Origin of the sequence: Methylosinus sp. RM1 (assembly GCF_011378635.1) — a bacterium.
GTDB lineage: Bacteria > Pseudomonadota > Alphaproteobacteria > Rhizobiales > Beijerinckiaceae > Methylosinus > Methylosinus sporium.
The window spans coordinates 50,869-76,540 of record NZ_WOVC01000019.1; the positions used below are offsets into that span (position 1 = coordinate 50,869).

General features: G+C 66.1%; 22 protein-coding genes. 16 read left to right on the top strand and 6 right to left on the bottom strand.

Annotation, left to right across the window (positions count from 1 at the left end):
- Nucleotides 1–19: 19 nt before the first annotated feature.
- Nucleotides 20–4,354, bottom strand: a complete 4,335-nt coding sequence (locus FMZ75_RS13825) for a DEAD/DEAH box helicase (protein WP_166143571.1) — start codon at nucleotides 4,352–4,354, stop codon at nucleotides 20–22.
- A gap of 188 nt (nucleotides 4,355–4,542) precedes the next feature.
- Between FMZ75_RS13825 and FMZ75_RS13830 the strand changes: the two genes are divergently transcribed.
- Nucleotides 4,543–6,807 (top strand): response regulator, encoded by a 2,265-nt coding sequence (locus FMZ75_RS13830; RefSeq protein ID WP_166143573.1) that lies wholly within the window; start codon nucleotides 4,543–4,545, stop codon nucleotides 6,805–6,807.
- 66 nt (nucleotides 6,808–6,873) lie between these two features.
- Nucleotides 6,874–8,004 carry an ATP-binding protein gene (locus FMZ75_RS13835; protein WP_166143575.1) on the top strand — a complete coding sequence of 377 codons (1,131 nt, stop codon included), beginning with the start codon at nucleotides 6,874–6,876 and terminating at the stop codon, nucleotides 8,002–8,004.
- On the opposite strand, the gene FMZ75_RS13840 is transcribed toward FMZ75_RS13835, so the two are convergent.
- Complete coding sequence (locus tag FMZ75_RS13840; protein WP_166143577.1) at nucleotides 7,979–8,842, bottom strand: dimethylarginine dimethylaminohydrolase family protein; 864 nt, start codon at nucleotides 8,840–8,842, stop codon at nucleotides 7,979–7,981. The two genes, FMZ75_RS13835 and FMZ75_RS13840, sit on opposite strands and share 26 nt — an antisense overlap.
- A gap of 79 nt (nucleotides 8,843–8,921) precedes the next feature.
- Nucleotides 8,922–10,154, bottom strand: a complete 1,233-nt coding sequence (gene rocD, locus FMZ75_RS13845) for an ornithine--oxo-acid transaminase (protein WP_166143579.1) — start codon at nucleotides 10,152–10,154, stop codon at nucleotides 8,922–8,924.
- A gap of 213 nt (nucleotides 10,155–10,367) precedes the next feature.
- Here rocD and FMZ75_RS13850 point away from each other — a divergent pair, with 213 nt between their 5' ends.
- Nucleotides 10,368–11,900: an aldehyde dehydrogenase family protein gene (locus FMZ75_RS13850; RefSeq protein WP_166143581.1), complete on the top strand. Its 1,533-nt coding sequence runs from the start codon at nucleotides 10,368–10,370 to the stop codon at nucleotides 11,898–11,900.
- A gap of 24 nt (nucleotides 11,901–11,924) precedes the next feature.
- Complete coding sequence (locus FMZ75_RS13855; protein ID WP_166143583.1) at nucleotides 11,925–13,322, top strand: VOC family protein; 1,398 nt, start codon at nucleotides 11,925–11,927, stop codon at nucleotides 13,320–13,322.
- Here FMZ75_RS13855 and FMZ75_RS13860 read toward each other — a convergent pair.
- Both FMZ75_RS13860 and FMZ75_RS13865 read right to left on the bottom strand, forming a co-directional pair.
- On the bottom strand, nucleotides 13,293–13,886 hold the full coding sequence (locus FMZ75_RS13860) for a phosphatase PAP2 family protein (protein WP_108915243.1): 594 nt from the start codon (nucleotides 13,884–13,886) through the stop codon (nucleotides 13,293–13,295). The two genes, FMZ75_RS13855 and FMZ75_RS13860, sit on opposite strands and share 30 nt — an antisense overlap.
- 435 nt (nucleotides 13,887–14,321) lie before the next feature.
- A complete protein-coding gene (locus FMZ75_RS13865) occupies nucleotides 14,322–14,567 on the bottom strand; it encodes a hypothetical protein (protein ID WP_142862185.1) in 246 nt (81 codons plus the stop codon).
- A gap of 444 nt (nucleotides 14,568–15,011) precedes the next feature.
- Between FMZ75_RS13865 and FMZ75_RS13870 the strand changes: the two genes are divergently transcribed.
- The 12 genes from FMZ75_RS13870 (at nucleotide 15,012) to FMZ75_RS13925 (ending at nucleotide 25,517) form a co-directional block, all read left to right on the top strand.
- Nucleotides 15,012–16,877 carry a methanol/ethanol family PQQ-dependent dehydrogenase gene (locus tag FMZ75_RS13870; protein WP_108915578.1) on the top strand — a complete coding sequence of 622 codons (1,866 nt, stop codon included), beginning with the start codon at nucleotides 15,012–15,014 and terminating at the stop codon, nucleotides 16,875–16,877.
- A 119-nt stretch (nucleotides 16,878–16,996) separates the two neighbouring features.
- Nucleotides 16,997–17,890, top strand: coding sequence for a methanol oxidation system protein MoxJ (gene moxJ / locus FMZ75_RS13875; RefSeq protein WP_166143585.1), 894 nt, complete (start codon nucleotides 16,997–16,999; stop codon nucleotides 17,888–17,890).
- A 36-nt stretch (nucleotides 17,891–17,926) separates the two neighbouring features.
- Nucleotides 17,927–18,508, top strand: a complete 582-nt coding sequence (gene moxG, locus FMZ75_RS13880; protein WP_142862188.1) for a cytochrome c(L), periplasmic — start codon at nucleotides 17,927–17,929, stop codon at nucleotides 18,506–18,508.
- Nucleotides 18,509–18,638: 130 nt separating this feature from the next.
- Entirely contained in the window at nucleotides 18,639–18,890 is a 252-nt protein-coding gene (locus tag FMZ75_RS13885; protein ID WP_244594534.1) for a methanol dehydrogenase [cytochrome c] subunit, read from the top strand.
- Nucleotides 18,891–19,047: 157 nt separating this feature from the next.
- Nucleotides 19,048–20,079, top strand: a complete 1,032-nt coding sequence (locus FMZ75_RS13890; RefSeq protein WP_166143587.1) for a MoxR family ATPase — start codon at nucleotides 19,048–19,050, stop codon at nucleotides 20,077–20,079.
- A 13-nt stretch (nucleotides 20,080–20,092) separates the two neighbouring features.
- Complete coding sequence (locus FMZ75_RS13895) at nucleotides 20,093–20,941, top strand: DUF58 domain-containing protein (protein WP_108915239.1); 849 nt, start codon at nucleotides 20,093–20,095, stop codon at nucleotides 20,939–20,941.
- A gap of 6 nt (nucleotides 20,942–20,947) precedes the next feature.
- A complete protein-coding gene (locus FMZ75_RS13900) occupies nucleotides 20,948–21,859 on the top strand; it encodes a nonribosomal peptide synthetase MxaA (protein ID WP_142862192.1) in 912 nt (303 codons plus the stop codon).
- A complete protein-coding gene (locus FMZ75_RS13905; RefSeq protein ID WP_166143590.1) occupies nucleotides 21,856–22,887 on the top strand; it encodes a vWA domain-containing protein in 1,032 nt (343 codons plus the stop codon). Before FMZ75_RS13900 ends, FMZ75_RS13905 begins: the two co-directional genes overlap by 4 nt.
- The gene (locus FMZ75_RS13910; RefSeq protein WP_142862194.1) at nucleotides 22,884–23,486 is read left to right on the top strand and encodes an MxaK protein; all 603 of its coding nucleotides are present in this window, start codon (nucleotides 22,884–22,886) and stop codon (nucleotides 23,484–23,486) included. Before FMZ75_RS13905 ends, FMZ75_RS13910 begins: the two co-directional genes overlap by 4 nt.
- Nucleotides 23,483–24,481 (top strand): vWA domain-containing protein, encoded by a 999-nt coding sequence (locus FMZ75_RS13915; protein ID WP_166143592.1) that lies wholly within the window; start codon nucleotides 23,483–23,485, stop codon nucleotides 24,479–24,481. Before FMZ75_RS13910 ends, FMZ75_RS13915 begins: the two co-directional genes overlap by 4 nt.
- A gap of 47 nt (nucleotides 24,482–24,528) precedes the next feature.
- Nucleotides 24,529–25,014 (top strand): SRPBCC family protein, encoded by a 486-nt coding sequence (locus FMZ75_RS13920; RefSeq protein ID WP_142862199.1) that lies wholly within the window; start codon nucleotides 24,529–24,531, stop codon nucleotides 25,012–25,014.
- Between the two features lie 2 nt (nucleotides 25,015–25,016).
- Nucleotides 25,017–25,517: a hypothetical protein gene (locus tag FMZ75_RS13925; RefSeq protein ID WP_166143594.1), complete on the top strand. Its 501-nt coding sequence runs from the start codon at nucleotides 25,017–25,019 to the stop codon at nucleotides 25,515–25,517.
- 42 nt (nucleotides 25,518–25,559) lie between these two features.
- Here FMZ75_RS13925 and FMZ75_RS21935 read toward each other — a convergent pair.
- Nucleotides 25,560–25,672: hypothetical protein (locus FMZ75_RS21935; RefSeq protein WP_166143596.1), on the bottom strand; the 113-nt coding region annotated here is incomplete at its 5' end.

Here is a 25,672-nt window from a genome sequence, read left to right on the forward strand (position 1 = left end):
GCGGCGTGCGACCGGCGCCTCACGCCAGATCGGCGAGCTGCCCGCGCGCGGCCGAGCGGATGAGGCGCTTCTCCGCCTCCCACCGCGTCGCTTCGTCGACGCTCGTCAGAAATTCGATCTTGCCGCCCGCGAGCGCGGCGATCGGCAATCCGTCGCGATAGAGCAGGCGATTGCCGGTGAGCGCGGCGAGCTTCCCGCCCGGAGTCAGCACGCCGATGAGATTGAGCGGATCGGCCGCCGACAGCGACACATATCGCCCGTCGGCCGGCCGTCGGCGAATCTCGCGCAGCAGGCCGACCGCGTCCGGCAGCGCATATTGCTCGCCGGAAAAGCCGGCGACGAAACGCCCGCCGCGAATTTCGCCGCGCGCCTCGAGCCGTCGATAGACGCGCAGCAGATCGCGCCAGGGCGGCAGCCAGCCGCCTTCGCGCGCCAGCAGACGCCAGAAGACGACGCCATAGCGGCGCAGCAACGCCTGCGCGATATGCTCCACGCAAGCGTGACGCGCTTGCGAGCCGGGCGCCGCATAGGCCCGGCGAATGAGCGACCAGCGGCCGGCGCTCTCCATGCCGAAGGAAAGCACCTTGCCGCGCCGCCGCGCGCCTTCGAAAGGCTTGCGCTTCTCGGAAGGCACGAGCAGCGCGCGCAGCCCGCCGAAACTATCCGAGGTGACGAGGCCGAGCGCCGCCAGCTCGCCCAGCGCCGTCTCCAGCTCGGAGCGCAGCAGGCGCGAGGCGTCGACCAGCTCCTCGAAGAACAGCGCTCCCTCTGCGCGCAGCGTCTCGAGCGCCAATTGCGCGCGGCCGCTCAGCGCCGGCGGCTCGGCGGGGGTGGCGATCGAGGTCCAATCGCCGAGCCGTCGCCGCTCCAAAAGGGCGACCGGCGAGCTCTTGATCGGCGAGACGGCGCGGGCGCCTTTGGCGGCGGCGGGCGGCGTCAGCCGCGCCCAGGCGATGCGGCCTGAGAGGCAGAGCGAGTCGAGATATCCGGTCTCGTAATCGGAGAGGCGCGCAGGGAGAATTTCGGTCTCCCACGCCCCTGCCGGCGCTTCATAGCCCTCGAGCCCGGAGAGCGCGGCGGGCAGCGCCTCCGGCCCTTTCAGCCTCGAATCCTCGGCGACATGCTGCCAATCGAAGAGAAAGCGCAGGAAGTCGCGCGCCGCCACTGGCTCGATCTCGGCGCGCAGACGCTTGATCGTGTAATGGTGGATGCGCGCCAGCAGGCGGCGGTCGCACCATTGCTCGTCATTGGCGCCGGGCAGGAAACGCCCGCGCATGATCGTGCCCTCGGCCTCCAGCGCGACGAGCGCGGTTGCAAGACTCGCGGGCTCGAGGCCGAGCGCTGCGGCGAGCCCCGTCTGCGTAACCGGGCCCAGCCCCTCGAGCCGGCCGCGCAAAATCTCGATCAGCGCCTGCTCGCTGGACCATAGCGCCGACGCCTCGCTCTCGGGCGGCGAAATCGTCGGCGCCAGCCGCGCCTTGGGCCAGAGCGCGTGAAATTGCGTCAGCCGCTCCGCCGCGACCCAAAAGGCCGCCTGTCCGGTCTCGAAGCGTGTGACGCGCTTTTGCTTAGCCAGCGCCTCGAGCCAGCCGGCCCAGTCCGGCGCGCCGGCGACCTCGGCCTCGGTCAGGCAGCCGATCCATAGCAGCGCGTCATGCAGCTCCTCGGCGTCGATCGGCTCGGGCCAGGCTTCCGACTTCACGCGCGCGATCGCCTCCTCGTCCAGCCGGCCGAGATCGGAGGCGCTCTGCGGGTCCTGCCAGCGGCGCGCCATCACCGCCTGCGCACGGCGCTCCTCGAGCGGCGCGTCGTCCAGGAAAGCGTAAGGCCGCGCGGAAAGCACCTCCAGCGCCAGCGGCGACGGCTGGGTGAGATCGCAGGCGACGACGCGAACCTCGCCCAACTCCATGCGCCGCAGCAGGCGCTCCAGCCCTTCGATATCCATCGCCTCGTGCAGACAGTCCCATATGGTCTGGTTCGTCAGCGGATGGTCGGGAACCTCGCGCTCGCCGGCGAGATTTTCGGCGCAGGCGATCTGATCGGGAAAGACGGCGGCGACGAGATCCTCCGCCTGCATTCGCAGAAATTGCGGCGGCGTTTTCTTGCCGCCCTGGAAGCGCGGCAGAGCGAGCGAGATTCCGGCCGTCCAGCGCCAGCGCGTCATGAACATGGGCGCGGCGAGCATCGCCTGCACCAGCACGCCGCGCACGCTGTTGGAATGAAGATAATGAGCGACCTCGGCCAGCTCGAAACTATGCGCCGTGGTGAGCGAGAGGAGTATATTGTCCTCTGTGGCCGCCGCCTGCAACTCGAAGTTGAACTTGCGACAAAAACGCTTGCGCAGCGCGAGGCCGAAAGCGCGATTGATGCGCCCGCCGAAAGGCGAATGCACGACGAGCTGCATTCCCCCCGCTTCGTCGAAGAAGCGCTCGAGCACGAGGCAATCCTGCGTCGGCAGCACGCCGCCGAAGGCGCCGAGCGCGCCGGCGAGATAGTCGACCAGCTGCTCCGCGGCGGGCGGCGCGGCGCCGACCTCCTCCATCAGCCAGCGCTGCGCCTCGCCGCCGCCGGGATCGCGACGCAGACGCTCGGCGATCTCGGCGCGCAGCCGCGAGACGGAGAGCGACAGCTCATCGGCGCGCGCCGGCGCCTCGCCGAGCCAGAAGGGAATGGTCGGCGGCTGGCCCTGCGCATCTTCCACGCGCAATGTGCCGCGCTCCACACGCTGCACGCGATAGGAGGCATTGCCGAGCTGGAAGATGTCGCCGGCCATGCTCTCGACGGCGAAATCCTCATGCACCGTGCCCACGATGTGATTCTCCGGCTCCAGCAGCACTTGATAATCGGCGGTCTCGGGGATGGCGCCGCCGGAGGTGAGCGCCGTCATGCGCGCGCCGCGCCGCTCGCGCAGAATGTGATTCACCGCATCATGATGCAGCAGCGCGCCGCGCCGTCCGCGCCGCGTCGCATAGCCCTCGGCGAGCATCTTCACCACATCGTCGAATTCGGCGCGCTCCAATGCGCGATAGGGCCAGGCGCGCTTGAACCGCTCATAGAGCTCGGCCTCGCCCCATTCCTGCGCCGCCACCTCGGCGACGATCTGCTGGGCCAGCACGTCGAGCGGGCGATGCGGAATTGTGAGCTGATCCAATTCGCCGCGGCGCACGCTGTCGAGCAGCGCCGCGCATTCGACGAGATCGTCGCGCGACAAGGGTAACAGCCGCCCCTTGGGCAGGCCGCCGACGACATGGCCGGAGCGTCCAACGCGCTGCAGAAAGCTCGCGATGGAGCGCGGCGAAGCGATCTGGCAGACGAGCGTCACATCGCCGATGTCGATGCCGAGCTCCAATGAGGCGGTCGCCACCAGGGCTTTCAGCTCGCCGCGTTTCAGCCGCTGCTCGGCGAGCAGGCGATGCTCCTTCGCCATGCTGCCGTGATGCGAGGTGACGGCCTCCTCGCCGAGACGGTCCGACAATTCCCGCGCGATGCGCTCGGCGAGGCGGCGCGTGTTCACGAAGACCAGAGTGGTGCGATGCTCGGCGATCAGCTCGGCGAGCCGGTCGTAGACTTGAGCCCAGACCTCCGCCGACATCACCGCCTCGAGCGGCGCGCCGGGAACCTCTATGGCGAGATCGCGGGCGCGATGATGGCCGGAATCGACGATTCCCGGCTCGCGCGCCGGCGTCGCCTCCGATCCCGCGCCGACCAGAAAATGCGCCACTGCGGAAATGGGATTCTGCGTGGCGGAGAGGCCGATGCGCTGCAATCCGTCGCCGCAGAGCGCGGCGAGCCGCTCCAGCGAGAGCGAAAGATGCGCCCCGCGCTTATTGGGCGCGACGGCGTGAATCTCGTCCACGATGATGGCGCGCGTCGTCGAGAGCGCCTTGCGGCCCGATTCGGAGCCGAGCAGCACATAGAGCGATTCGGGCGTGGTCACGAGAATATGCGGCGGGCGCTTGCGCATCCGCTCGCGCTCGGCCGAGGGCGTGTCGCCGGTGCGCACCAGCACGCGAATGTCGACGTCCGGCAGGCCGGCCTGTCGCAATCGCTCGCGCACGCCGGCCAGCGGGGCCTCGAGATTGCGGCTCACATCGTTGGAAAGCGCTTTGAGCGGCGACACATAGACGATACGCGTCTCGTCCGGCAGCGTTCCGGCGAGGCCTTGCCGGATGAGATCGTCGATGGCCGCGAGAAAGGCGGCCAGCGTCTTGCCGGAGCCGGTGGGCGCTGCGATCAGAATATTTCGGCCGGATTTGATTTGAGGCCAAGCTTCCGCTTGCGCCGGCGTCGCATTGCGGAAATGATCGGCGAACCATGCCGTAACCGCCGGATGAAAAAGGTGCGACAGATGCATGGCCGCCTGGTGAGGAAGGGCCCCGGAGAGTTCTTAGGCTAGCGGCGAACAGCCCGCAGGCCAACAGCGAGAATTGGAAATTTCGCCCGCGCGCGACGAGCCGCAGGCGAATTGCGACCAGCATTGCCGTCGGGCGCGCCACGCCGCCGTCGAGCGGACGAACCCGCCATTGCGCCGAAAGGAGTTACATGCGCACCAGATTCATCGACACATCGTCCTTTCTCTACGCGGGCTTCGCCATACTCGCGGCGTCCTTGTTCGCCGCCTTCGCTTTCGTCGGCAAGCAGGCGACCGATTATCGCGACGTCGGCCAGCTGATCGGCGAAAAGCAGATTCAGCACAGCATTCTCGATCGCCTCCAGGAGGCCGAATCGGCCCAGCGCGGATATTTGCTCACCAATGACGCGGCCTATCTCGCCCCGCTCGACGCCGCGACGGCCCATATCGCCGGGGATTTCGACGTTCTCACGCGCGGGAGCGAGCCCGGCGAGGAGCGCGACGCGCTGGAGGCGCTGCGCGGATTGGCCAATGAAAAGCTCGCCGAAATGCGCAAGACGGTCGAGCTGCAGGCGAGCGGAAGGCATGAGGAAGCTTTGGCGGTCGTGCGCGCGGGCTCCGGCCGGGCGAGCATGGAGCGCCTGCGCGTCGGTCTCGACGCCAAATCCGCGCGGCAACAGCAGATGATCGACACGCAATCGCGCATCGTGGAGCGGAGCGGATCGCTGCTGCGCGCAGGAGCGGCGATCGCCATTTCCGTCACCATTCTCATCGGCGCGGCGACGATCGGCCTGCTGCGCAACCGGCTCAACGAAATCGCCTCCGCGCAAGCGGAGCTGCGCGACGTCAATGTCGCTCTCTCGGCGGAGGCGGCGCAGCGCGAGCAGCTCGCCGAGCAATTGCGGCAATCGCAGAAAATGGAGGCGATCGGCCAGCTCACCGGGGGGCTCGCGCATGATTTCAACAATATGCTCGCCGTCGTCATCGGCAGCGTCAATCTCGCCAAGCGACGACTTTCGACCGACCCGGCGGAGACGCTGCGCTATCTCGACGGCGCGTTGGAAGGCGCCGAACATGCGGCGACGTTGACGCATCGCCTGCTCGCTTTCTCGCGGCGCCAGCCGCTCGCGCCAGAGCCGATCGACCCAAATAAAATGGTTTCGACGATGGCCGAGATGCTCCGCCGCACGCTCGGCGAGGATGTGTGTCTCGAGGCGGTCTTCGCAGGCGGCCTGTGGCGCGCCTTCGCCGATCCGAGCCAGCTCGAGACGACGATCCTCAATCTCGCGCTCAATGCGCGCGACGCCATGCCTCGAGGCGGAAAGCTCACGATCGAGACGAGCAACGCCTATCTCGACGAGAATTATTCCGCGCGCGAGCTGGACATTCCGCCGGGCCAATATGTGCTGATCGCCGTCACCGACACCGGAACCGGAATGAACCGCGACACTGTCGCGCGCGCTTTCGATCCTTTCTTCACCACCAAGCCGGCCGGCCGCGGCACCGGGCTCGGCCTCAGCCAGGTCTATGGCTTCGTGCGGCAATCGGGCGGCCATGTCCGCATCTATTCGGAGCAGGGCCTCGGCACGACGATCAAGCTCTATCTGCCGCGCCATCACGGTCCGGCGACTGTGGCGCCGGCCGCGGCCACTCATGCGCGCTCCACGCCGCGCAGTGAGAAGAGCGAGACGATATTGATCGTCGAGGACGATGTGCGCGTGCGCGATCTCACCGCCGACACGCTCGCCGAGCTCGGCTATAATGTGCTCGCCGCCGAGAGCGCCGCCGCCGCGCTGCGCCAGCTCGAGGTGTGCCCGAATATTTCCCTGTTGTTCACCGATGTGGTGATGCCGGACACCAATGGCCGCAAGCTCGCCGAGGAGGCGTGGAAGCGCCGGCCCGATCTGAAGATACTCTTCACCACCGGCTACACGCCGAACGCCGTCGTCCATAATGGCGTGCTCGATCCGGGCGTCGAGCTCATCGTCAAGCCCTATTCGATCGATCGTCTCGCGCGCAAGGTCCGCGACGTGCTCGATGGCGCGCGCGCCGTCCCGTCGGAGACGAAGACGACGCGGCGAAAAGTTCTGATCGTCGACGACGACGCCGCCGTCTGCGAGGCCATGGCCGAGCTGCTGCGCCTCGAGAATTACGAGGTCTGCGTCGCGAGCGACGGATTGCGCGCGCTGGAGGCGGCGCAGACGTTCAAGCCGGATGTCGCCTTGCTCGATCTCGGCCTGCCCGGCATCAGTGGCTATGAGACGGCGCGCAGGCTGCGCCAGCTGCCGGAGACGCGCGATCTTCTCCTGCTCGCCGCCACCGGCGCCGGCGGCGACGAGGTGCGGCGGCTCTGCGAGGCGGCGGGATTCGATCTCCATCTCGTGAAGCCGATCGATCTGGACACGCTGAAGGCTCTGATCGACGGCCAAAGGCCGCACCCCACTCGTTCGACGTGACAGGCTCCCCATATAAGGGCGCCGAAAGCCAGCGATGGGAAACGCCCGGGGAAACGGGGAAGCGCTATGAATGCGACGCCCGAACAGCTGAAGATGATCGTCGAATCGGCCTTCGCCGCCCGATTTCTGATCGGCGACGATCATATTCTCTACGTCAATCGCGCGACCGAGGACATGTTCGGCTATTCGGCCGAAGAGCTGGTCGGCGGCACGGTCGACATTCTGCTGCCGGAGGGGGCGCGCGCGCGTCATCCGGCCTTGCGCGCTGATTACTACAGAGCGCCACGCCGCATCTTGCTCGGCGTCGACAAGGAGCTTCGCGCGCGCAAGAAATCGGGCGCCGAATTTCCCATCCATCTCGGCCTCGCGCCGATTCGCGACGAGGACGGACGCTTGTTCGTCGCCGTGACGGTGTTCGACATCTCGCATCACAAGGAGGTCGAGCGTCAGCTCGTCGAGCGCGCCAATGAGCTTCAGCTCGCCAATGAGCGGCTGGGGCGATTCGCCTATATCGCCTCGCATGATCTGCAGGAGCCGCTGCGCAAGATCGCCGCCTTCGCCGATATCGTCGCGGCGTCGATCGCCAAGGGCGATCTCGCCGAGGCCGCCCATGCGAGCGAGGTGGCGCGCGCCTCGGCGCTGCGCGCGCGGGAGCTCGTCGACGGATTGCTCGCTTTCTCGCGGCAGGTCTCGACGCCGCCGCGGCTGGAGCCGCTCGACATTCGCCGCGAGATCGAGTCCGTCGTCTCGGATTTCTCCGAGCTGATCCGGCAGACGCAGGCGAGGGTCGTCGTCTCGGTTCCGCCCGGCGTGCTGGTGGAGGCGGACAAGCCGCAGTTCGAGCGCTGCCTTTCGAGCCTTCTCTCCAATGCGATCAAATATCGCAAGCCCGGCCGCACGCCGAATATTCGATTTTTCATGCGGGGCGAGCCGGAGCTCGCTCTGTCGGTCGCCGACGATGGCATAGGCTTCGAGCCGAAATATGCCGAGGCCATATTCGAGCCGCTGCGCCGGCTCCACAGTTTCGCGCAATATCCGGGAACCGGCGTCGGCCTCGCTCTATGCAAATCCATGTGCGAGCGCCATGGCTGGCGCATAGAGGCGACATCCCAGCTCGGCGCCGGCGCGACATTCACAATGACGATCCCGCAGGGTGAGTCGGCGCCGAAGGTCAGTCCTCTGAAAGCTTCAGCGTGAGGCATTTGGCGGCGCCGCCCGCCTTCATGAATTCCGAGAGCGGCGTGAGGACCGGAGCGAAGCCGGCGTCGCGCAGACGCTTCTGCAGCTGCGGCGAGGCGTCGTTCATAGCGACGCATCCGTCGAGATCGACGGCGTTGCAGGCGAAGCGCATCGCATCGGCTTCGTCGATCGCGATGCGTTTCTCGGGCGGAACCACCGCCTCGATCGCGGCGCGCGCGGCGGCGTCGAAGGCCGGCGGATAATAGAGAAGATAGCCGCCGGCCAGCGGGCAGCAGCAAGTGTCGAGATGATAGAAGCGCGGATCGACGAGCCTCAGCCCGATCACGCGGCGCCCGATGATGCGCTCCAGCGCCGCCGGCGCCTCATCGGCCGAGCGCATTCCATGGCCGCACCAGACGACATCGGCGCCGCGATCGATGAGCGCGTCCCCGGCGCCTTCGAAGGCGAGCTCATCGGGCCAAGCCGCGACGGCGAATCCGCGCGCCTCGAAAAAAGCGCGAAACAAAGGTTCCTCCGGCCTTCGCTGCTCGGCGCGGAAACGGCTGACGACGGCGACGTTCCGCAGCACGAAGCCGGCGTTGGCGGTGAACACCATGTCGGGCAGGCCGGCCGCCGGCGTGACCAGCTCGACCTCGGCGCGCTCCGCGACGAGCGCGCGAAGATTTTGCCATTGCTCGCGCGCCAGCGAGCGCGCGGTGCGGCCGATCTGATGCTCCATCCAGGGATTGATGACATAGCGCACGTCGAAATCGTCCGGCGCGCACATCAGCACGCGCTGGCGCTTCTCCTCGCGCGGCGGGCGCGCGGGCTCGAACATGGAATGCGGCTGCGTCATCTCGAGTCCTTTCGTTTCCCGGCATGACGACGGCGCCGAGACCGTTCCGTCCCGGCGCATCAATGATGACAGGCGGCGATCAGCTCGCCAGCGCGCGCTTGGCGGGACGCGCGCGCTCGACGAATTCGGCGAGCGTCTCCTCGAAGCGATCGAGCGCCCAATCCAAATCCTCGCGCGCGATGACGAGCGGCGGCGACAGGCGCACGACGCTGTGATGCGTCACCGTCGACAGCACGCCCTTTTCGCACAGGCTCTCGCACACTTCGCGGCCGGTGGCGTAGCGCGGATCGATCTCGGCTCCGGCCCAAAGGCCTATGCCGCGCACGTCGCGCAGCGCGGGACTGTCCATATTGCGCAGACGGCGCAGCATATGTTCGCCGAGCGTGCGGCTGCGCTCGACGAGCTTCTCGTCGCGCATCACATGCAGCGCTTCGAGCCCCACGGCCGCGGCGAGCGTATTGCCGCCGAAGGTCGAGCCGTGCGAGCCCGGCGTGAACATGTCCATCAGCGCGCGCGTGCCGACGAAAGCCGAAACCGGCAGCACGCCGCCGCCGAGCGCCTTGCCGAGCATGACGCCGTCCGGCTTCACATTCTCGTGCTGAAACGCGAACCAGGCGCCGGTGCGCCCCAATCCCGCCTGCACTTCGTCGACGATCAGCAACAGACCGCGCGCGTCGCAGAGCTTGCGCAGGCCGGAGAGCCAGCCGACCGGCGGCACGATGACGCCGGCTTCGCCCTGCACGGGCTCGACCATAATGGCGACAGTGTCGGGGCCGATCGCCGCTTCCGTCGCGGCGAGATCGCCGTAAGGAACCGCGCGGAAGCCGCCGCCATAGGGACCGAAATCGTCGCGATAGGCAGGCTCCGAGGAGAAGCCGACGATGGTCGTCGTGCGGCCGTGGAAATTGCCCTCGGCCACGATGATCTCGGGATTCTTGAGCCCGCGCACGCGGCGGCCATAGCGGCGCGCGGCTTTGATCGCAGTCTCCACCGCCTCGGCGCCGGTGTTCATCGGCAGAGCGACATCGAGGCCGGTGAGCGCGCACAATTCCGTGAGGAAGGCGTCGAGACGATCGTCGTAATAAGCGCGCGAGGGCACGGCGAGCCGCTGCGCCTGCTCGGTCAGAACTTTCAGAATGCGCGGATGCGCATGGCCGTGGCTGACGGCGGAATAGGCGCTCATCATATCGACATAGCGTCGTCCATTCACATCGAACAGAAAGGCGCCTTCGCCGCGCGAGAGCGTGACGGGAAGCGGCGCATAATTGCGCGCGCGATGCGGATTGTCGGCGGAGTTGACGTTGGCGTTCATGAACGAATGACCTCGCTTGTTCGTTATGTGGGCGTCGCCTCGACGATTTTCATCTATGGGCGATCGGCGGCTCACGGACACGAAGCCTCTGCGAGCCATTTTCTCGTGGAGCGCGTCGTTACGCCGCTCCGACGTTCGCGTTGCAAATACATCGAACACGGGCTATTTGCGAGACAAATAAAGCAGCAAAACGGCGAGATGGGAAGCACAGCGATGGAATCTCGTACAAAATCCAGCGATATAGCAGCGAGAGCTGAAGAGCTGATGTTCCGTATTACTGTTCCGTCTGCGCTATTCCATGATGGAAAATTAAACACGCGGACGCCGATCACCGGCGAAGTCATCGCCAGAGTGAAGACACAAGACAGCGATGCTTTAGATGTGGCGATCGGCGAGGCGCACGCCGCCTTTCGCGAATGGCGCAATATTCCGGCTCCGCGCCGTGGCGAATTGGTGCGTCTCTTCGGCGAGGAATTGCGCGCGGCGAAGAACGAGCTCGCCGAGCTCATCACGATAGAGGCCGGCAAAATCGTCTCCGAAGCGCGCGGCGAAGTGCAGGAGATGATCGATATTTGCGACTATGCCGTCGGCTTGTCGCGGCAGCTCTTCGGCCTCACCATAGCGACGGAGCGCCCCGGCCATCGCATGATGGAGACATGGCATCCGCTCGGCGTCGTCGGAATCATCACCAGCTTCAATTTTCCCGTCGCGGTCTGGGCGTGGAACGCCGCCGTCGCGCTCGTCTGCGGCGACGCCCTCGTCTGGAAGCCCTCCGAGAAAACGCCGCTCACCGCTCTCGCGACTCATGCCTTGTTCGAGCGTGCGCTCGCGCGTTTCGGCGAGGCGCCGAAGGGACTTTCCGCTCTCGTCATCGGCGGGCGCGAGCTCGGCGAAAAGCTCGTCGACGACCACCGTGTCGCGCTCGTTTCGGCGACGGGCTCCACTGCGATGGGCCGCGCCGTCGGGCCGCGTCTCGCGCAGCGTTTCGCGCGCTCCATTCTCGAGCTCGGCGGCAATAACGCCGCCATCGTCTGTCCGTCGGCGCCGCTCGATCTTTCTGTGCGCGCCATCGCCTTCGCGGCCATGGGCACCGCCGGCCAGCGCTGCACCACGCTGCGCCGCCTCATCGTGCACGAGTCCGTCTATGATCAGCTGATCGGCCGGCTCTCGCTCGCCTACGCCTCGGCGCCGGTCGGCGATCCGCGCGAGGGCAAGACGCTCATCGGCCCGCTCATCGACGGCGATTCTTATCGCGCCATGCGCCATGCTCTGGACGAAGCGGCCTCCATCGGCGGAAAAATCTATGGCGGCCAACGCCTGTTCGCGCAGGAGCGGCCGGACGCTTATTACGCGCGGCCGGCGCTGGTGGAGCTGGCCGAGCCTTCGCCGGTCTCGCGCCGCGAGACTTTCGCGCCTATCCTCTATGCGATGAAATATCGCGATCTCGGCGAGGCGCTGCATATGCAGAACGATGTGAGCCATGGCCTGGCCTCGTCGATCTTCACCACGGATCTGCGCGAGGCGGAGCGTTTCCTCTCGGCGGAAGGCTCCGATTGCGGCATCGCCAATGTGAATATCGGCCCGTCCGGCGCCGAGATCGGCGGCGCCTTCGGCGGCGAGAAGGAAACCGGCGGCGGCCGCGAGGCGGGCTCGGATTCCTGGAAGGCCTATATGCGCCGCGCCACCAACACGATCAATTATTCGAGCGCGCTGCCGCTCGCGCAAGGCGTCGTCTTCGACGTGTGAGTCCGCGTCTTCGAGGAGTCAGACATGACCGAGACCCATGTTTCCGCCGACACGATCCGCTCGATCTTCTCCGCGGCGATGACGCAAATGTATCGCGACGAAGTTCCGCGCTATCTCGAGATGGCGCGCATCGTCGGCGAAATCGACGGCGAAGCGCTGGCGCGCGATCCTGCGCTCGAGGCGCGGCTTCGCCGCTCCGGGGTTTTCGATCTCATCGGCGTCGAGCGCCACGGCGCCATTCGCGTCGGACGGCCGGAAGAGCTTACGGGACTGCGGCGGCTGTTCGCCGTGATGGGCATGTATCCGGTCGGCTACTATGATCTCACGCCTGCCGGCGTGCCGGTCCATTCGACCTGCTTCCGGCCGGTCGAAACGGCGTCGATCAGGCGTTGCCCTTTCCGCATCTTCACCTCGCTATTGCGGCCGGAGCTCATCGAGGGCGAGGACCTGCGTCGCGAGGCGCAGGAGATTCTCGCGCGGCGCCGCATCTTCACGCCGCGCTGCCTGCATCTCATCGAGCTTTTCGAGGCCAATGGCGGGCTCGGCGAAGCGCAGGCGATCGATTTCGTGCATGAGGCGCTGCACACATTCCGCTGGCGCGGCGAAGCCACAGTCACCGCCGGCGTCTATGAGGCCTATCGCAAGGCGCATCCGCTCGTCGCCGATGTCGTCTGCTTCCACGGACCGCACATCAATCATCTCACTTTGCCGACGCTCGACATGGACGCCGCGCAAGCGGCGCTCGCCGAGCATGGCCTCGATCCGAAATCGATCGTCGAAGGCCCGCCGCCGCGCCAGTTTCCGATTCTGCTGCGGCAGACGAGCTTCAAGGCCGTCGCCGAGCCGGTGCGCTTCGCCGGGCGAGACGATGTGCGCGGCGAGCATCGCGCGCGCTTCGGCGAGATCGAGCAGCGTGGCGCGGCGCTGACCGCAAAGGGCCGCGCGCTCTATGATCGGCTGCTCGCCGAAACGCTCGCCGTCGCGCCGCCGCGCGAGGATGCCATCGCGGATTATAGCGCCGAGCTGAAGCGCCGCTTCGCCGATTTTCCCGACGACGCCGCGACCTCGCGCGCGCAGGGCCTCGCGTTTTTCCGTTACGCGCCCGGCGAAACGCGCGCGCAGACGAATGCCGGAACGTGCGATGTCGAGGCGCTGCTGCGCGACGGCGCGCTCGTCGCCGAGCCGATCACTTACGAAGATTTCCTGCCGGTGAGCGCGGCGGGAATATTCCAGTCGAATCTCGGGGAGGGCGGACGGCGCGAGCTATCGGCTGCGTCCAATCGCGAGGCCTTCGAACATGCGCTCGGAACCAAGGTCGCCGATGCGATGGCGATCTATGCGCATGAGGAGAAAAGCTCGCTCGAGCGCGCGCTGGCCACGCTCGGCCAGCGATCACCAATGGCCGAGAATGCAGGCCGATAGCGGATAGCCCATGGCGACGCCCATCGTCAGCCCGCCGAGCACGTCGCTGGGATAGTGATGCGCCGTGGCGATGCGCGACCACGCCATGGAGAGCACGAGCGCCGCGGCGGAAGCGGCTGCCGAAGGCCAGGCGAGAACGATGGGCGCCAGCACGCCGCTGAGCGTCATCATATGGCCGCTCGGGAAGGAATGCTCGTCGAGTATTTTCAGCAGCGACGTCAGCCGCGGATCGACATGGAAGGGACGCTTGCGCCCGATGCGCTTCTTGATGATCGGAAACAGCGTGTGCAGCAGAGCGGCGTTGAGTCCGCCGAGCGCGATCACCGGCCAGGCCTCGTGACCGACGAGAGCGAAGATCGTCGCTGCGAGGATCGGATAGATCCATCCGTTGCCGAGCTTGCTGATCGTGATCGCGAGCATTCGCGTCAGCGAAAATCGCGTGGATCGCGCCACCAGATGCACGCCGGCGAGATCGGCGCGCAGCAGACGATCGCGCCACAGGAGCGCCGTCTCGGCGAGAACGAGACGTTCGAGAGAAAGACGACGGTTGGATGCGAGCAGCATGGCGAAAAAGCTAGGCGCCGCGTGCTGCCGTTTCGTGACACATGAGCGACGTTTCTATTGCAGCGCGCGCCGCGAACGTCACATCACTGTCAATCGCACGCGAGAGCCCGCGCGCGGAAAGGGGATAGATCGCGAACGTCGCCGTGAAGCTTCGCCCGAAGTTTTTTTTTTCGTGGATGCGCTTTTCGATGCGAGACGGATCGACGGGCGCGGGCTCGGAGGCGGAAGCGCGACAATGGCGGCGGATCGGGAGACTCGCCCGGCTCGGAGCCGCGCCGCCGGCATGTCCCATTTCCGACCAAACCAGGGCGAAAGGGGGGCGCGCCCGCGCCATTCCGGGACCGGCGGACGGGCCCCTCGCGCTCCACGGAGAAGTTTTCTGGAGAAATTTTCCCGACGCCGCGCCGGGCTCGGCCGCGATGCGGCCGAAAGGCGCTATTTGCGCCGGGTCTTGACTTTGGACGACGAGGGCTCCGAGGCCCGCGGCTGGGGCTCGAAAATGAAATAGCGGCCCCCGACAGCCCCCTCGAATGGCGCGCCCTCGCTCGGCCGTCGCAATTCGAAACGGATCACGGTATTGGGCACGAGCACGCGAAGCGTCGACTCCATGACCCGCTCGACCTCCACTTCCAATGGCTCGTCCGGGCGGTCGACATCGATCAGCTTGATACGGCTTTCCATCGCGATCTTTCTCGAGACCATCGTCCCTGTGTCGTCCCGGATCGTTCTGGTCGACCGGAGCGACTCCCGCCGTCTTGAAATGGAACGAATGGCAATCGGCTCGGCGTCGCATCAAAGGCCATGCCGCTTTGTCCAGATCGCGGCGCGATAGCGGCGAGAACAGGACGTCTCGTCCCGCAAATCGTGACGAAGGCGCGGCGACGATGCCGATTCTTCCCGTGTCAGATTACCGACAAATCATACAGACAGAGGCGCGGCCGAAAACCTATATCTCCTCGGCCCCGCCTCTCGCATTTTCGCGTCCCCGCGTTGCGACGACGTCGAGGACGGCGGCCGACAAACAAAGACATGGCTCGAGAGATCGCGAGCCGATGCTTCACGAGGCGACATCTCCATTCCGCTCTGCGATCCGCCGGGCGATGGCTGTTGCAGGAGGACTCGTCGATGAGGAAACTACTGAATTCGGTATCGCTGCTCGCCGTGCTGACGGTTGCGCCGATCGGCGTCGCCTCGGCCAACGACAAGCTCGACCAGCTCTCCAAGAGCGAAGAAAATTGGGTGATGCCGGGTAAGAATTATCACTCGGACAATTACAGCACGCTGACGCAGATCAACACGAGCAACGTCAAGGATCTGAAGGTCGCCTGGACCTTCTCGACCGGCCTGCTCAACGGCCATGAGGGCGCGCCGCTCGTCGTCGACGGCAAGATGTATATCCATACGTCTTTCCCCAACAACACTTTCGCGCTCGATCTCGACGATCCGACTCGCATCCTCTGGCAGGACAAGCCGAAGCAGAATGCGGCCGCGCGCGCGGTGGCTTGCTGCGACCTCGTCAATCGTGGTCTGGCCTATTGGCCGGGCGACTCCAAGACGCCGCCGCTCATCCTCAAGACCTTGCTCGACGGCCATATCGAGGCGCTCAACGCCAAGACCGGCGAGCTCGTGTGGAAGATGGAGAACTCCGACTATAAGGTCGGCTCGACGCTCACCATCGCTCCCTATGTCGTGAAGGACAAGGTTCTCGTCGGCTCCTCCGGGGCCGAGCTCGGCGTGCGCGGCTATGTCACGGCCTATGACGTCCACACCGGCGAGCAGGCTTGGCGCGCTTACGCGACCGGCCCGGACGAGGACGTGCTGCTGGCTAAGGACTTCAACAGCAAGAACCCCCATTATGGCCAGAAGGGCCTCGGCACTTCGACCTGGGAAGGCGACGCCTGGAAGATCGGCGGCGGCACCAATTGGGGCTGGTACGCTTATGATCCGGGCACGAATCTCTTCTACTATGGCTCGGGCAATCCGGCGCCGTGGAACGAGACGATGCGTCCGGGCGACAATAAATGGACGATGACCATCTTCGGCCGCGACATCGACACGGGCGAAGCCAAGTTCGGCTATCAGAAGACCCCGCATGACGAGTGGGACTTCGCCGGCGTGAACTTCATGCTGCTCACCGAGCAGAAGGACAAGGAAGGCAAGGAGCGCAAGCTTCTGACGCATCCTGACCGCAACGGCATCGTCTACACGCTCGACCGCACCAATGGCGATCTGATCTCCGCGGACAAGATCGACGACACGGTCAATGTGTTCAAGACAGTCGATCTCAAGAGCGGCCTGCCGGTTCGCGATCCGGAGTATGGCACCCGCATGGACCATCTCGGCAAGGATATTTGTCCTTCCGCCATGGGCTATCACAATCAGGGCCATGATTCCTACGATCCGACCAAGCAGCTGTTCTTCCTCGGCGTGAACCACATCTGCATGGATTGGGAGCCCTTCATGCTTCCCTATCGCGCGGGTCAGTTCTTCGTCGGCGCGACGCTGAACATGTATCCGGGTCCGAAGGGCGATCGTCAGAAGGGCGAGGGCCTCGGCCAGATCAAGGCCTACAACTCGATCACCGGCAAGTTCAAATGGGAGAAGTTCGAGCGCTTCGCGGTTTGGGGCGGCACCACCGCCACCGCCGGCAATATCGTGTTCTACGGAACGCTCGACGGCTTCATCAAGGCCCGTAACAGCGACAATGGCGAGCTGCTGTGGAAGTTCAAGCTTCCCTCCGGCGTGCTCGGCTATCCGATCGTCTACAGCCACAAGGGCACCGAATATGTCGCCATTCTCTACGGCGTCGGCGGTTGGCCGGGAGTGGGTCTCGTGTTCGATCTGCAGGACCCGACCGCCGGCCTCGGCGCGGTGGGCGCGTTCAAGCAGCTCGCCAATTACACGCAGATGGGCGGCGGCGTCGTCGTCTTCTCGCTGGGTGGCAAGGGTCCCTACGACGATCTGAGCCTCGGCGAATATAAGGCCCATTGATCCATCGGCAGTCGTCGGTCGCGTCCTCCCCTGTTCGCGACCGACACAGCGCGCCGTCCGGATGCATGAAGCGCGTCCGGGCGGCCTCGCCACACATGCAAACGGATCGGATCGCTCCCATGTCGCGTATCACCTCTCCGCGTCTCGTCGCCTCCGGACTCGCTCTGGCGCTGCTGACCAGCGCCGCCGGCGCGCTCGCGCAAGAGACGAAGCCTTCGGCCGCCGCTTCTGCGAGCAAGGCCGACACATTGCGCATCTGCGCTTCCGAAGCGCAATCGCCGCTCTCCCTCAAGGACGAATCCGGCCTCGAGAATCGTATCGCCGTCGCGCTCGCCGAGGCGATGGGCCGCAAGGCGGAGTTCGTCTGGTCGTCGAAGGCGGCGATCTATCTCGTGAGGGATTATCTCGACAAAAATCAGTGCGATGTCGTCATCGGGCTGGACACGGGCGATCCGCGCGTCGCGACGAGCAAGCCCTATTTCCGCACCGGCTATGTGTTCGTGACCAAGGCCGAGAAGAATCTCGACATAAAGTCCTGGTCGGATCCGCGCATCAAATCCTTCGATCACATCGCCGTGCCGTTCGGCTCTCCGGCCGAGGTGATGCTGAAGGAGATCGGCGAATATGAGAACGACATGGCCTATCTCTATTCGCTGGTGAATTTCCGCTCGCCGCGCAATCAATATACGCAGATCGACCCGGCGCGCATGATCGGCGAAGTGGCGAGCGGCGGCGCCGAACTGGCGTCGGCCTTCGCGCCCGATGTGGCGCGTTTCGTCAAATCCTCGCCGACGCCTCTGCGCATGACGCTGATAGACGACGATTCCAAGCGCAGCGACGGACAGAAGATCGGGCAGCATTACGATCAATCGGTCGGCGTGCGTCTCTCCGACAAGGAATTGCTCGCGCAAGTGAACGCCGGCCTCGAGCGCGCCAAGCCGAAGATCGACCAGATCCTCACGGCCGAAGGCGTTCCGCTGTTGCCCATCGTCAATCCGGTCGCGGCGCATTAGGCGCTCGCCGGCGAAATCTCGAAGAGACCGACAGAAATGAAATCGAGCAAGAAAAAGCCCTATGTCCTGATCGGCGGCGCGCTCGCCAGCATGATCGCCCTCTCGGCGATCGCGCAGAATGCGGGCATCACCTTTCGCAACACGATCACCGGCGAAGTGCTGAACTTCGACGACGCGCTTCCGGAGGGCAAAGACACGCCCGGCGTGAAGAAATTCATGCAGTCGGGCGTCAATCCCTACAATGAGGACGTGAGCTGTCTGAAGCAGGGCGAGCAGCTCTTCCTCTCCGCCTGCTCCGGCTGCCACGGCCATCTCGGCGAAGGCAAGATCGGACCCGGCCTCAACGATTCCTATTGGACCTATCCGCAGAACGCGACCGACGAAGGTCTCTTCTCGACCATTTTCGGCGGCGCGCAGGCGTCGATGGGGCCGCAATACGCCAATCTTCAGCTCGACGAAATGCTGAAGGTCATGGCCTGGATTCGCCATCTCTACAAGGATCCGACCCCCGGCGCGACTTGGCTGACGCCGGAGCAGCGCGCGAAGTTCAAGCCCTATCCTGGACATGAGACATTCCCCGACGATCCGCCCGGACAGTGCAAGACCTCGGGAAAATGAAAGACGTCGGGAAAATGAAAGTCGCGCACGCGTGAGCGGCGCGGCGGCCGCGGCGAGAGCCGCGCATAAATTGGAGGAAGGCACGATGGGAGTTTTGAAGATTGCGGCGGCCGTCGGCGTCGCGTTCGTCATGAACGCGGCTGCGATCGGCGCGGCCTCGGCCTATGACGGCACCAAATGCAAGGCCCCCGGCGATTGCTGGGAGCCCAAGCCCGGCTTTCCGGAAAAGGTCGCCGGCTCCAAATACGATCCCAAGCACGATCCGAAGGAGCTCGCCAAGAACCAGTCCGCGATCGCGGCCATGGAAGAGCGCAACAAGAAGCGCGCCGAGCACTTCAAGAAGACGGGCTCGTTCGTCTATGACGTGAGCAAGATTCCCTGAGCGCTCGCGTGAGAAATGCCGTCCCCGCGCCCCCGGGGACGGTCGTCATGCGGCCGCGATCCGGGTCCGGCGTCAATCGACAACAACGCGTCGGACCCTTTCCCGGGATCGTGGTCGCAACGCCCTCTCTTCCGACGAGCTGTTGGATCCGTTCAGCGTGACAGACACCGCCGAAACCGACGCCGTCTTGGCCGACTGGCGCGCCAAGGCGCAGCAATTCGAGGCGCGCGTCTCGCGCGCCGTCATCGGCCAGAGCCGGGTCATTCGCCTCGTGACCATCGCGATCTTCGCGCGCGGCCATGTGCTGCTCGAAGGCGATGTCGGGGTCGGCAAGACGACCCTTCTGCGCGCCGTCGCGCGCGCCCTCGGAGGCGCCTATTCGCGCATAGAGGGCACGGTCGATCTCATGCCGAGCGACCTCATCTATCATACCTATCTCGCCGATGACGGACGCCCGCGCGTCGAGCCCGGCCCGGTGCTGCGGCAGGCGGAAAATCTCTCCATCTTCTTTTTCAACGAGATCAATCGCGCGCGTCCGCAGGTGCATTCGCTGCTGCTGCGGCTGATGGCGGAGCGCAGCGTTTCCGCCTTCAATCGCGAATATTCCTTTCCGGCGCTGCAGGTCTTCGCCGATCGCAATCTCGTCGAGCGCGAAGAGACATTCGAGCTTCCCGCCGCCGCGCGCGACCGCTTCCTCATGGAAATCTCGATGAAGACGCCGAGCGACGAGACCACGCGTCGCGCGCTGATCTTCGATCCGCGTTATCACGACGTCGATCGTCTGCTCGACGACATCGGCGAGCCGGCGTTCGATTATCGCTCGCTCGCCTCTGTCGCCGAGCTCATCCAGAACCGCGTCGCCGCCAGCGAGACGCTCGAAGCCTATGTGACGAAGCTCTGGGAAGCGCTGCTCGATCCGTATGCGGCCGGCGTCACCCTGCCCGATGTGGAGATGCGCGGCCTGGTGCGCGGCGGCGCGAGCCCGCGCGGCCTCGCCTTTCTGGTGCGCGCGGCGCGCGTGCGCGCCTGGCTCGAGGGCCGCGATGCGCTGACGCCGGAGGATATTCGCGAAATCTTCCTCGAGACGATGGCGCATCGCATTTTCGTCGATCCGATCTATGCGATGCGCGGCGACGACATCGTCCGCGATCTCTGCCGCGCCGCTTTCGCCACGGTGCCGGCGCCTTGAGACGGAAGGCGTGATGACGGAGCGCTTCGACATCGCCTATCGCCCCCGCGGCCACGTCTCCAACGGCTCCGTCGGCGCGCATAGCGGCGTCGACGTCGGCGGCATCGGCGTGTTTCGCGATCACGCGCGCTTCATTCAATTTCCCGATGCGCGGCGCATCGACATACGCGCGACGATGCGCGATCCGACCGGCGAGACCCATGTGCGCCGTTTCGAGCAGCGCAATTCGATCGACGTCTATGCGCTCGTCGATCTGTCGGCGTCCATGGGCTTTCAGGGTGCGGCGCGCCGCCTCGATCTCGTCGCCGATCTCTGTGCGGCGCTCGCCTTCTCGTCGACGCGCATCGGCGATCGCTTCGGCCTCGCCGCCTGCGACGCGACGTTGCGCAATGACCTTCTGCTGCCGGCCACGCGGGCGCGGGGCGCAGCTGTCGCCGCGGCCGAGCGGTTGCGCGATGCAAAGCCGCGCGGCGCCTCCGCACAAGGGCTGCTCGAAGCCGCCGGCCTCATCGCCGGCCGTCGCAAGCTCGTGCTGCTCATTTCCGATTTCCGTTGGCCGCCGGACTTTGCGAGGCGTCTCTTCGGCCGGCTCGCGCAGCATGATCTCGCGCCCATTCTCCTCGCCGATTCCGCCGAGGAGCGCGATCTTCCGCGCTTCGGCCTCGTCGAGCTCGACGATCTCGAGAGCGGCGCGCGGCGGCTCGTGCTCATGCGCCCGAGCCTGCGCCGCCGCTGGCGCGCGCGCGAGGCCGAGCGCCGCGACGCGCTGCGCCGTCTCGCGCTGGAGCATGGGCGTCCGCCTTTCGTCGTCGACGACACGTTCGACGCCGATGCGCTGTCGCGCCATCTGCTCGGACTGTGAACGGCGATGCGCGCCCGCTTCCTCGCCCTGTCCTTTCTTTTCGCTTTCGTCGCGGCTCCGGCGGCGGCAGAGGTGAAGTCCGTCCGTCTCTACGCCGAGCGCGGCTTCGGATTCTTCGTCGGCGATCTGGTGAATGCGCGGCTCGAGATCGTCGCCGATTCCGCATCGCGCTTGCAGAGCGCGTCGCTGCCGCGGCCCGGCGCCCTCGACTATCGGCTCGATCTACGCGACATTCGCGTGCGCGAAGAGCCCGTCGGCGATGGGCTCACGCGCTGGAACATCGATCTCGTCTATCAAATCTTCTATGTCGCGCTCGATGTGCGTGATCTGCAAATCCCGCCCTTCGCCTTGCGTTTCCTGCGCGAGGGCGAGACCGAGACCGTGCGGGCGCCCGCCTGGGCGATCGGCGTTTCGCCCTTGCGCGAAGTCTTGCCGCAGCGTCGCGACGACCCCACGGATTACATGCGCCCGGACAGGGGCGTCGCGCCGAGCGACGCCGCAACTCCGGCGATTCGCGCCGGCGCCTTTGTCGCGCTCGCATTGGGCGCGCTGGCGCTGGTCGCGCATGATCGCGGTTGGCCGCCTTTCCATCGCCGTCGCGCGCGCGTCTTCGCCGCCGCGGCGCGCCGCATCGCCATTCTGACGAAGCGCGGCGACGAAGCGGCGCGGCGCGCTGCGATGCTCGCCTTGCATCGCGCGATCGACGACGCCGCCGGCCGCCGTATCTTCGCCGAGGATATCGACGCCTTCGTCGCCGGCCATGCGGAATTCGCCGTCGCGAAAGAGCGGCTCATCCGCTTCTTCGCCAGCTCGCGCGCGCTCTTCTTCGGCGTCGCCGATGCGGGCGCCGATCTGCCGCTCGGCGAAATCCTGTCGCTGGCGAGGTCGCTGGCGGCGCAGGAGCGGAGCGCGCGATGAGCTTCGACGTCGCCTCTCCGCTCGCGCTTTTGCTGCTGCCGCTGGCTCTGGCGCCGCTGTTCTTTTCGGCGCTGCGACCGTCGTCCATTTCCTCCGTCGCCGCCGCGCCGCGGGATGCGCTCTCCAGCCTCGTCGCATGGACTCTGCGCGTCGCCGCCATGCTCGCGATAAGCGCCTGCGCGCTCGCGGTCGCGGGCCCGTTTCGCGAAGGTCGCGCAATCGCGCGCTACGGCGAGGGCGCGGAAATCTCGATCCTCATCGATCGCAGCGCGAGCATGAACGAGACTTTCGCCGGCCGCACGCCGGCGGGCGGCGACGAGTCGAAAGCCTCCGCCGCCAAGCGCATCATGAGCGATTTCGTCGCGCGCCGCGCGCATGATCTCTTCGGCGTCACCGCCTTTTCCACTTCGCCCATATTGGTGATGCCGATGACCGATCATCGCGACGCGGTGCGCGCGGCGATTGGGGCGATCGATCGGCCGGGGCTCGGCTACACCAATATCGGGCGCGGCCTCGCAATGGCGCTTTCGCAGTTTCCTGTTGGAGGCGAAGCCGAATCGCGCGTGATATTGCTCGTTTCCGACGGCGCCGCCGTCATCGATCCGCGCATACAGGATCAGCTGCGCGCTGATTTCCGCAAGATCAAGCCCAATCTCTATTGGCTGTTTCTGCGCACGCAGGGTTCGAAGGGCTTGAGCGACAAGCCCGGCGCCGACGAGCTCGACACGCCGCAGGCGCTGCCCGAGCGCCATCTCGATCTCTTCTTCAAATCGCTCGGCGTCGGCTATCGCGCTTTCGAGGCGGAAGGCCCCGCCGCGGTCGCCGAGGCCATAGGCGAGATCGATCGGCTCGAGCGTCGGCCGTTCCGCTACGCCGAGCGCATTCCGCGTAAGGATTTGACCGATGAGACGCTGCTCGTCGCGGCCTTCGCCACATTTTTGCTCGTCGCCGCCAAATTCGCCGAGACGAGCTTGAAGCAGAGCGCGCGCGCCGATGCGCCGCGCGCGCGCGCGAGGAGGCTCGCATGAACGACGCCGCGCGCTCCGAAAACATGCGGCCGCTGGCGCGGCTCGTCGCGCGCTGGCGATCGAGCCTCTTGTCGCTGCTGCTCGTCGCGGCGCTCGCCGGCGCGTTGCAGGGCGCCTATGCGGCGTGGCGCGCGCGCGCCGACAATGCCGCGATCAGCGCGCTCGCGGCGGGGCGGGACGTCGAGACCGACTCGGCTTCCGCGCCGGAGCTTATCGCCGCGCGCGCGGGCTTTCTCGCGGCGCGCGCGCAATTCGACAAAGCGCGCGCGCTGCTGGAGCCGCTCGATTCCGCCGGCCGCGAAGAGCTTTCCGCCATCGCCCATTACGATCTCGGCAATGCGCTGCTGCGCCATGCCTTCGATCTCCTGGAGCGCGGCCAGCTGGAGCCGGCGGGGCCTTTCGTCGAGCTGGCGCGGCGCGAATATCGTCGCGCATTGCAATTTCGGCCGGAGTTCTGGGACGCGAAATATAATCTCGACGTCGCCGCGCGCCTCGTGCGCGACAATCCAGAACTCGAGCATTCGGGCGGCGACGAGCTGCCCGCCGACCCCAAAAAAATCTGGACCGACATTCCCGGCGCGCCCAAGGGGCTGCCATGATCGCCCGTTTCGCGGACGCGCGCTTTCCGTCGCTCGCCTTCGCCATGGCGATGCTGGTCGCGGCCTTTCTGTTTCCGCGCGCCGAAGCGACGCGCAACGGCGCCGATCTGCTGCTGACGCTGGACATCACCGGCAGCATGAACACGCGCGATTATGCGCTGGACGGCGCGCCGGCGAGCCGGATCGAATTCGCGAAGCGCGCGATGCGGCGTCTGGTCGCCGATCTTCCCTGTCCCTCGCGCGTCGCCCTCGCCATTTTTACCGAGCGCGAGCCTCTTCTTCTGTTCGAGCCGATCGACGTCTGCGAGAATTTCGCGGCGATCGACGCGGCCATCGCCGGCCTCGATTGGCGCATGGCCTGGGAGGGCGACAGTCGCATTTCCGCCGGCCTGTTCCGAGCCGTCGAAATGGCGCGCCGCATCGACGCCGATCTCGTCTTCATCACCGACGGTCAGGAGGCGCCGCCGCTGCCGGCCTATGGCGCGCCGGCGTTCGAGGGCGAGCACGGAAAGGTTTTCGGCCTCATTCTCGGCGCCGGCGGCTATGAGCCGGCGCCCATTCCGAAATTCGACGAGCGTGGCCGCGAGACCGGCTTCTATGGCGTCGACGAAGTGCCGCATGAGAGCCGCTTCGGCCTGCCGCCGCCGGGCTCCGAGCAGCGCGAGGGCTATAATCCGCGCAATGCGCCTTTCGGCGGCGAGATGGCCGCCGGCTCGGAACATCTTTCCAGCGTGCGCGAGCCCTATCTGCGCCAGCTCGCCGAGACGACGGGCCTCGCTTACGCGCATTTGGAGAAGCCGGAGGCGATCGCGCCCGCGCTTCTCGCCGTCGCGCATCGGCGGCCGAGCAGAGCGCCCGTCGATCTGCGTCCCGCCTACGCGGCGGCGGCGCTCGGGGGCTTCGTCATCCTCTATCTCGTGGTTCCGCTCGCCGAATTTTTCGCGCGGCGCCGTCGTTCCCGTCCCGCAACCGCACTTTCGAGGAGACTCCCGTGAAACTGAAAATCGCGCTCGCCTTTCTTCTGTCCGTGACGTCGGTGTCAATGACGCCGGCGCTGGCTCATGGCCCCACTCCGATCAAGGTCGACGAGAAAATCACCGTTCCCGCCGATCCCAAAGCCGTTTGGGCGCTCGTCGGCCATTTCGGCTCGCTGGACTGGCATCCCGATGTCGCCAGCGTCAAGGCGACCGGCGGCGACGCCAATGGCGCGGTGCGCGAGATCACACTGCGCAAGGGCGGCGTCGTCACCGAGAGCCTCGACGAATATGATCCGCAGCAGATGAAGCTCAGCTATCGCATGTCGGACGCCAATCTCGACGCTCTGCCGATCAGCTCCTATTCGGCGACTTTGGCGGTGAAGCCGGCCGCGGGCGGCGGCAGCGAGGTGCAATGGTATGGCCGCCTCTATCGCGGCGACACCAGCAATGAGCCGCCGGACAATCTCAATGACGACGCCGCGCGCGAAGCGATGACGACCTTCTTGAAGGACGGCCTGCAAGGCATCGCCAAAAAGCTGCAAGGCAAGTGACGATGAGCGCGCCGCGTCTCGTCGCCCTCTGCGCGACGCTCGCGGCGCTGCTCTGCGCCTGCAAAGACACGAACCCGCAGCAGCCGCCGGCCGTCGAGGTGAAGCGCAAGGACGAGCTGCCGAAATGGCTGACGCCGATCGACCGCGTCGATCCGGCCTATTGGCTCGCCGCGCGCAAGAGCGGCGGCGCGCCGGTCGATGAGGGCAGGGAGGAGCGATTGCGCGCTGCGCTCGAGGTCGGCGCCGCGCATTTTTTGGAATCGCCGCGGATGCTCGCCAATCGCGCGGCGCAGCTCGCCGATATGATGGCGGAGATCGGCGCGGCGGAAGACGAAGCGGAATCGATCGAAAGCCTCGCGCGCGTCGCGGCCGCGACGGGAAGCAAGCAGACCTTCGGCGATCTCTGCCAGCATTATTTCAATCTGCGCAAGCAGGGCGCGACGCGAGACTCGGCGCTCGCCGATCTGCGCGAGCGTTACAGCGCGCAGAATCGGGGACAATAGGCGGAGGAAAAATTGCTTCAGGCTCGCCTATCGCAAATCCCGTCAGCCGCGATTATAGACGTCCTGCAGGCGGACGATATCGTCCTCGCCGAGATAGGAGCCGGTCTGCACCTCGATGATCTCGAGGTCGATCTTGCCCGGATTGGTCAGCCGGT

Bases quoted from the DNA above. Each gene is read 5' to 3' on its own strand.
- FMZ75_RS13825 (WP_166143571.1), bottom strand. From the start codon at position 4,354: ATGCATCTGTCGCACCTTTTTCATCCGGCGGTTACGGCATGGTTCGCC.
- FMZ75_RS13830 (WP_166143573.1), top strand. From the start codon at position 4,543: ATGCGCACCAGATTCATCGACACATCGTCCTTTCTCTACGCGGGCTTC.
- FMZ75_RS13835 (WP_166143575.1), top strand. From the start codon at position 6,874: ATGAATGCGACGCCCGAACAGCTGAAGATGATCGTCGAATCGGCCTTC.
- FMZ75_RS13840 (WP_166143577.1), bottom strand. From the start codon at position 8,842: ATGACGCAGCCGCATTCCATGTTCGAGCCCGCGCGCCCGCCGCGCGAG.
- rocD (WP_166143579.1), bottom strand. From the start codon at position 10,154: ATGAACGCCAACGTCAACTCCGCCGACAATCCGCATCGCGCGCGCAAT.
- FMZ75_RS13850 (WP_166143581.1), top strand. From the start codon at position 10,368: ATGGAATCTCGTACAAAATCCAGCGATATAGCAGCGAGAGCTGAAGAG.
- FMZ75_RS13855 (WP_166143583.1), top strand. From the start codon at position 11,925: ATGACCGAGACCCATGTTTCCGCCGACACGATCCGCTCGATCTTCTCC.
- FMZ75_RS13860 (WP_108915243.1), bottom strand. From the start codon at position 13,886: ATGCTGCTCGCATCCAACCGTCGTCTTTCTCTCGAACGTCTCGTTCTC.
- FMZ75_RS13865 (WP_142862185.1), bottom strand. From the start codon at position 14,567: ATGGAAAGCCGTATCAAGCTGATCGATGTCGACCGCCCGGACGAGCCA.
- FMZ75_RS13870 (WP_108915578.1), top strand. From the start codon at position 15,012: ATGAGGAAACTACTGAATTCGGTATCGCTGCTCGCCGTGCTGACGGTT.
- moxJ (WP_166143585.1), top strand. From the start codon at position 16,997: ATGTCGCGTATCACCTCTCCGCGTCTCGTCGCCTCCGGACTCGCTCTG.
- moxG (WP_142862188.1), top strand. From the start codon at position 17,927: ATGAAATCGAGCAAGAAAAAGCCCTATGTCCTGATCGGCGGCGCGCTC.
- FMZ75_RS13885 (WP_244594534.1), top strand. From the start codon at position 18,639: ATGAACGCGGCTGCGATCGGCGCGGCCTCGGCCTATGACGGCACCAAA.
- FMZ75_RS13895 (WP_108915239.1), top strand. From the start codon at position 20,093: ATGACGGAGCGCTTCGACATCGCCTATCGCCCCCGCGGCCACGTCTCC.
- FMZ75_RS13900 (WP_142862192.1), top strand. From the start codon at position 20,948: ATGCGCGCCCGCTTCCTCGCCCTGTCCTTTCTTTTCGCTTTCGTCGCG.
- FMZ75_RS13905 (WP_166143590.1), top strand. From the start codon at position 21,856: ATGAGCTTCGACGTCGCCTCTCCGCTCGCGCTTTTGCTGCTGCCGCTG.
- FMZ75_RS13910 (WP_142862194.1), top strand. From the start codon at position 22,884: ATGAACGACGCCGCGCGCTCCGAAAACATGCGGCCGCTGGCGCGGCTC.
- FMZ75_RS13915 (WP_166143592.1), top strand. From the start codon at position 23,483: ATGATCGCCCGTTTCGCGGACGCGCGCTTTCCGTCGCTCGCCTTCGCC.
- FMZ75_RS13920 (WP_142862199.1), top strand. From the start codon at position 24,529: ATGACGCCGGCGCTGGCTCATGGCCCCACTCCGATCAAGGTCGACGAG.
- FMZ75_RS13925 (WP_166143594.1), top strand. From the start codon at position 25,017: ATGAGCGCGCCGCGTCTCGTCGCCCTCTGCGCGACGCTCGCGGCGCTG.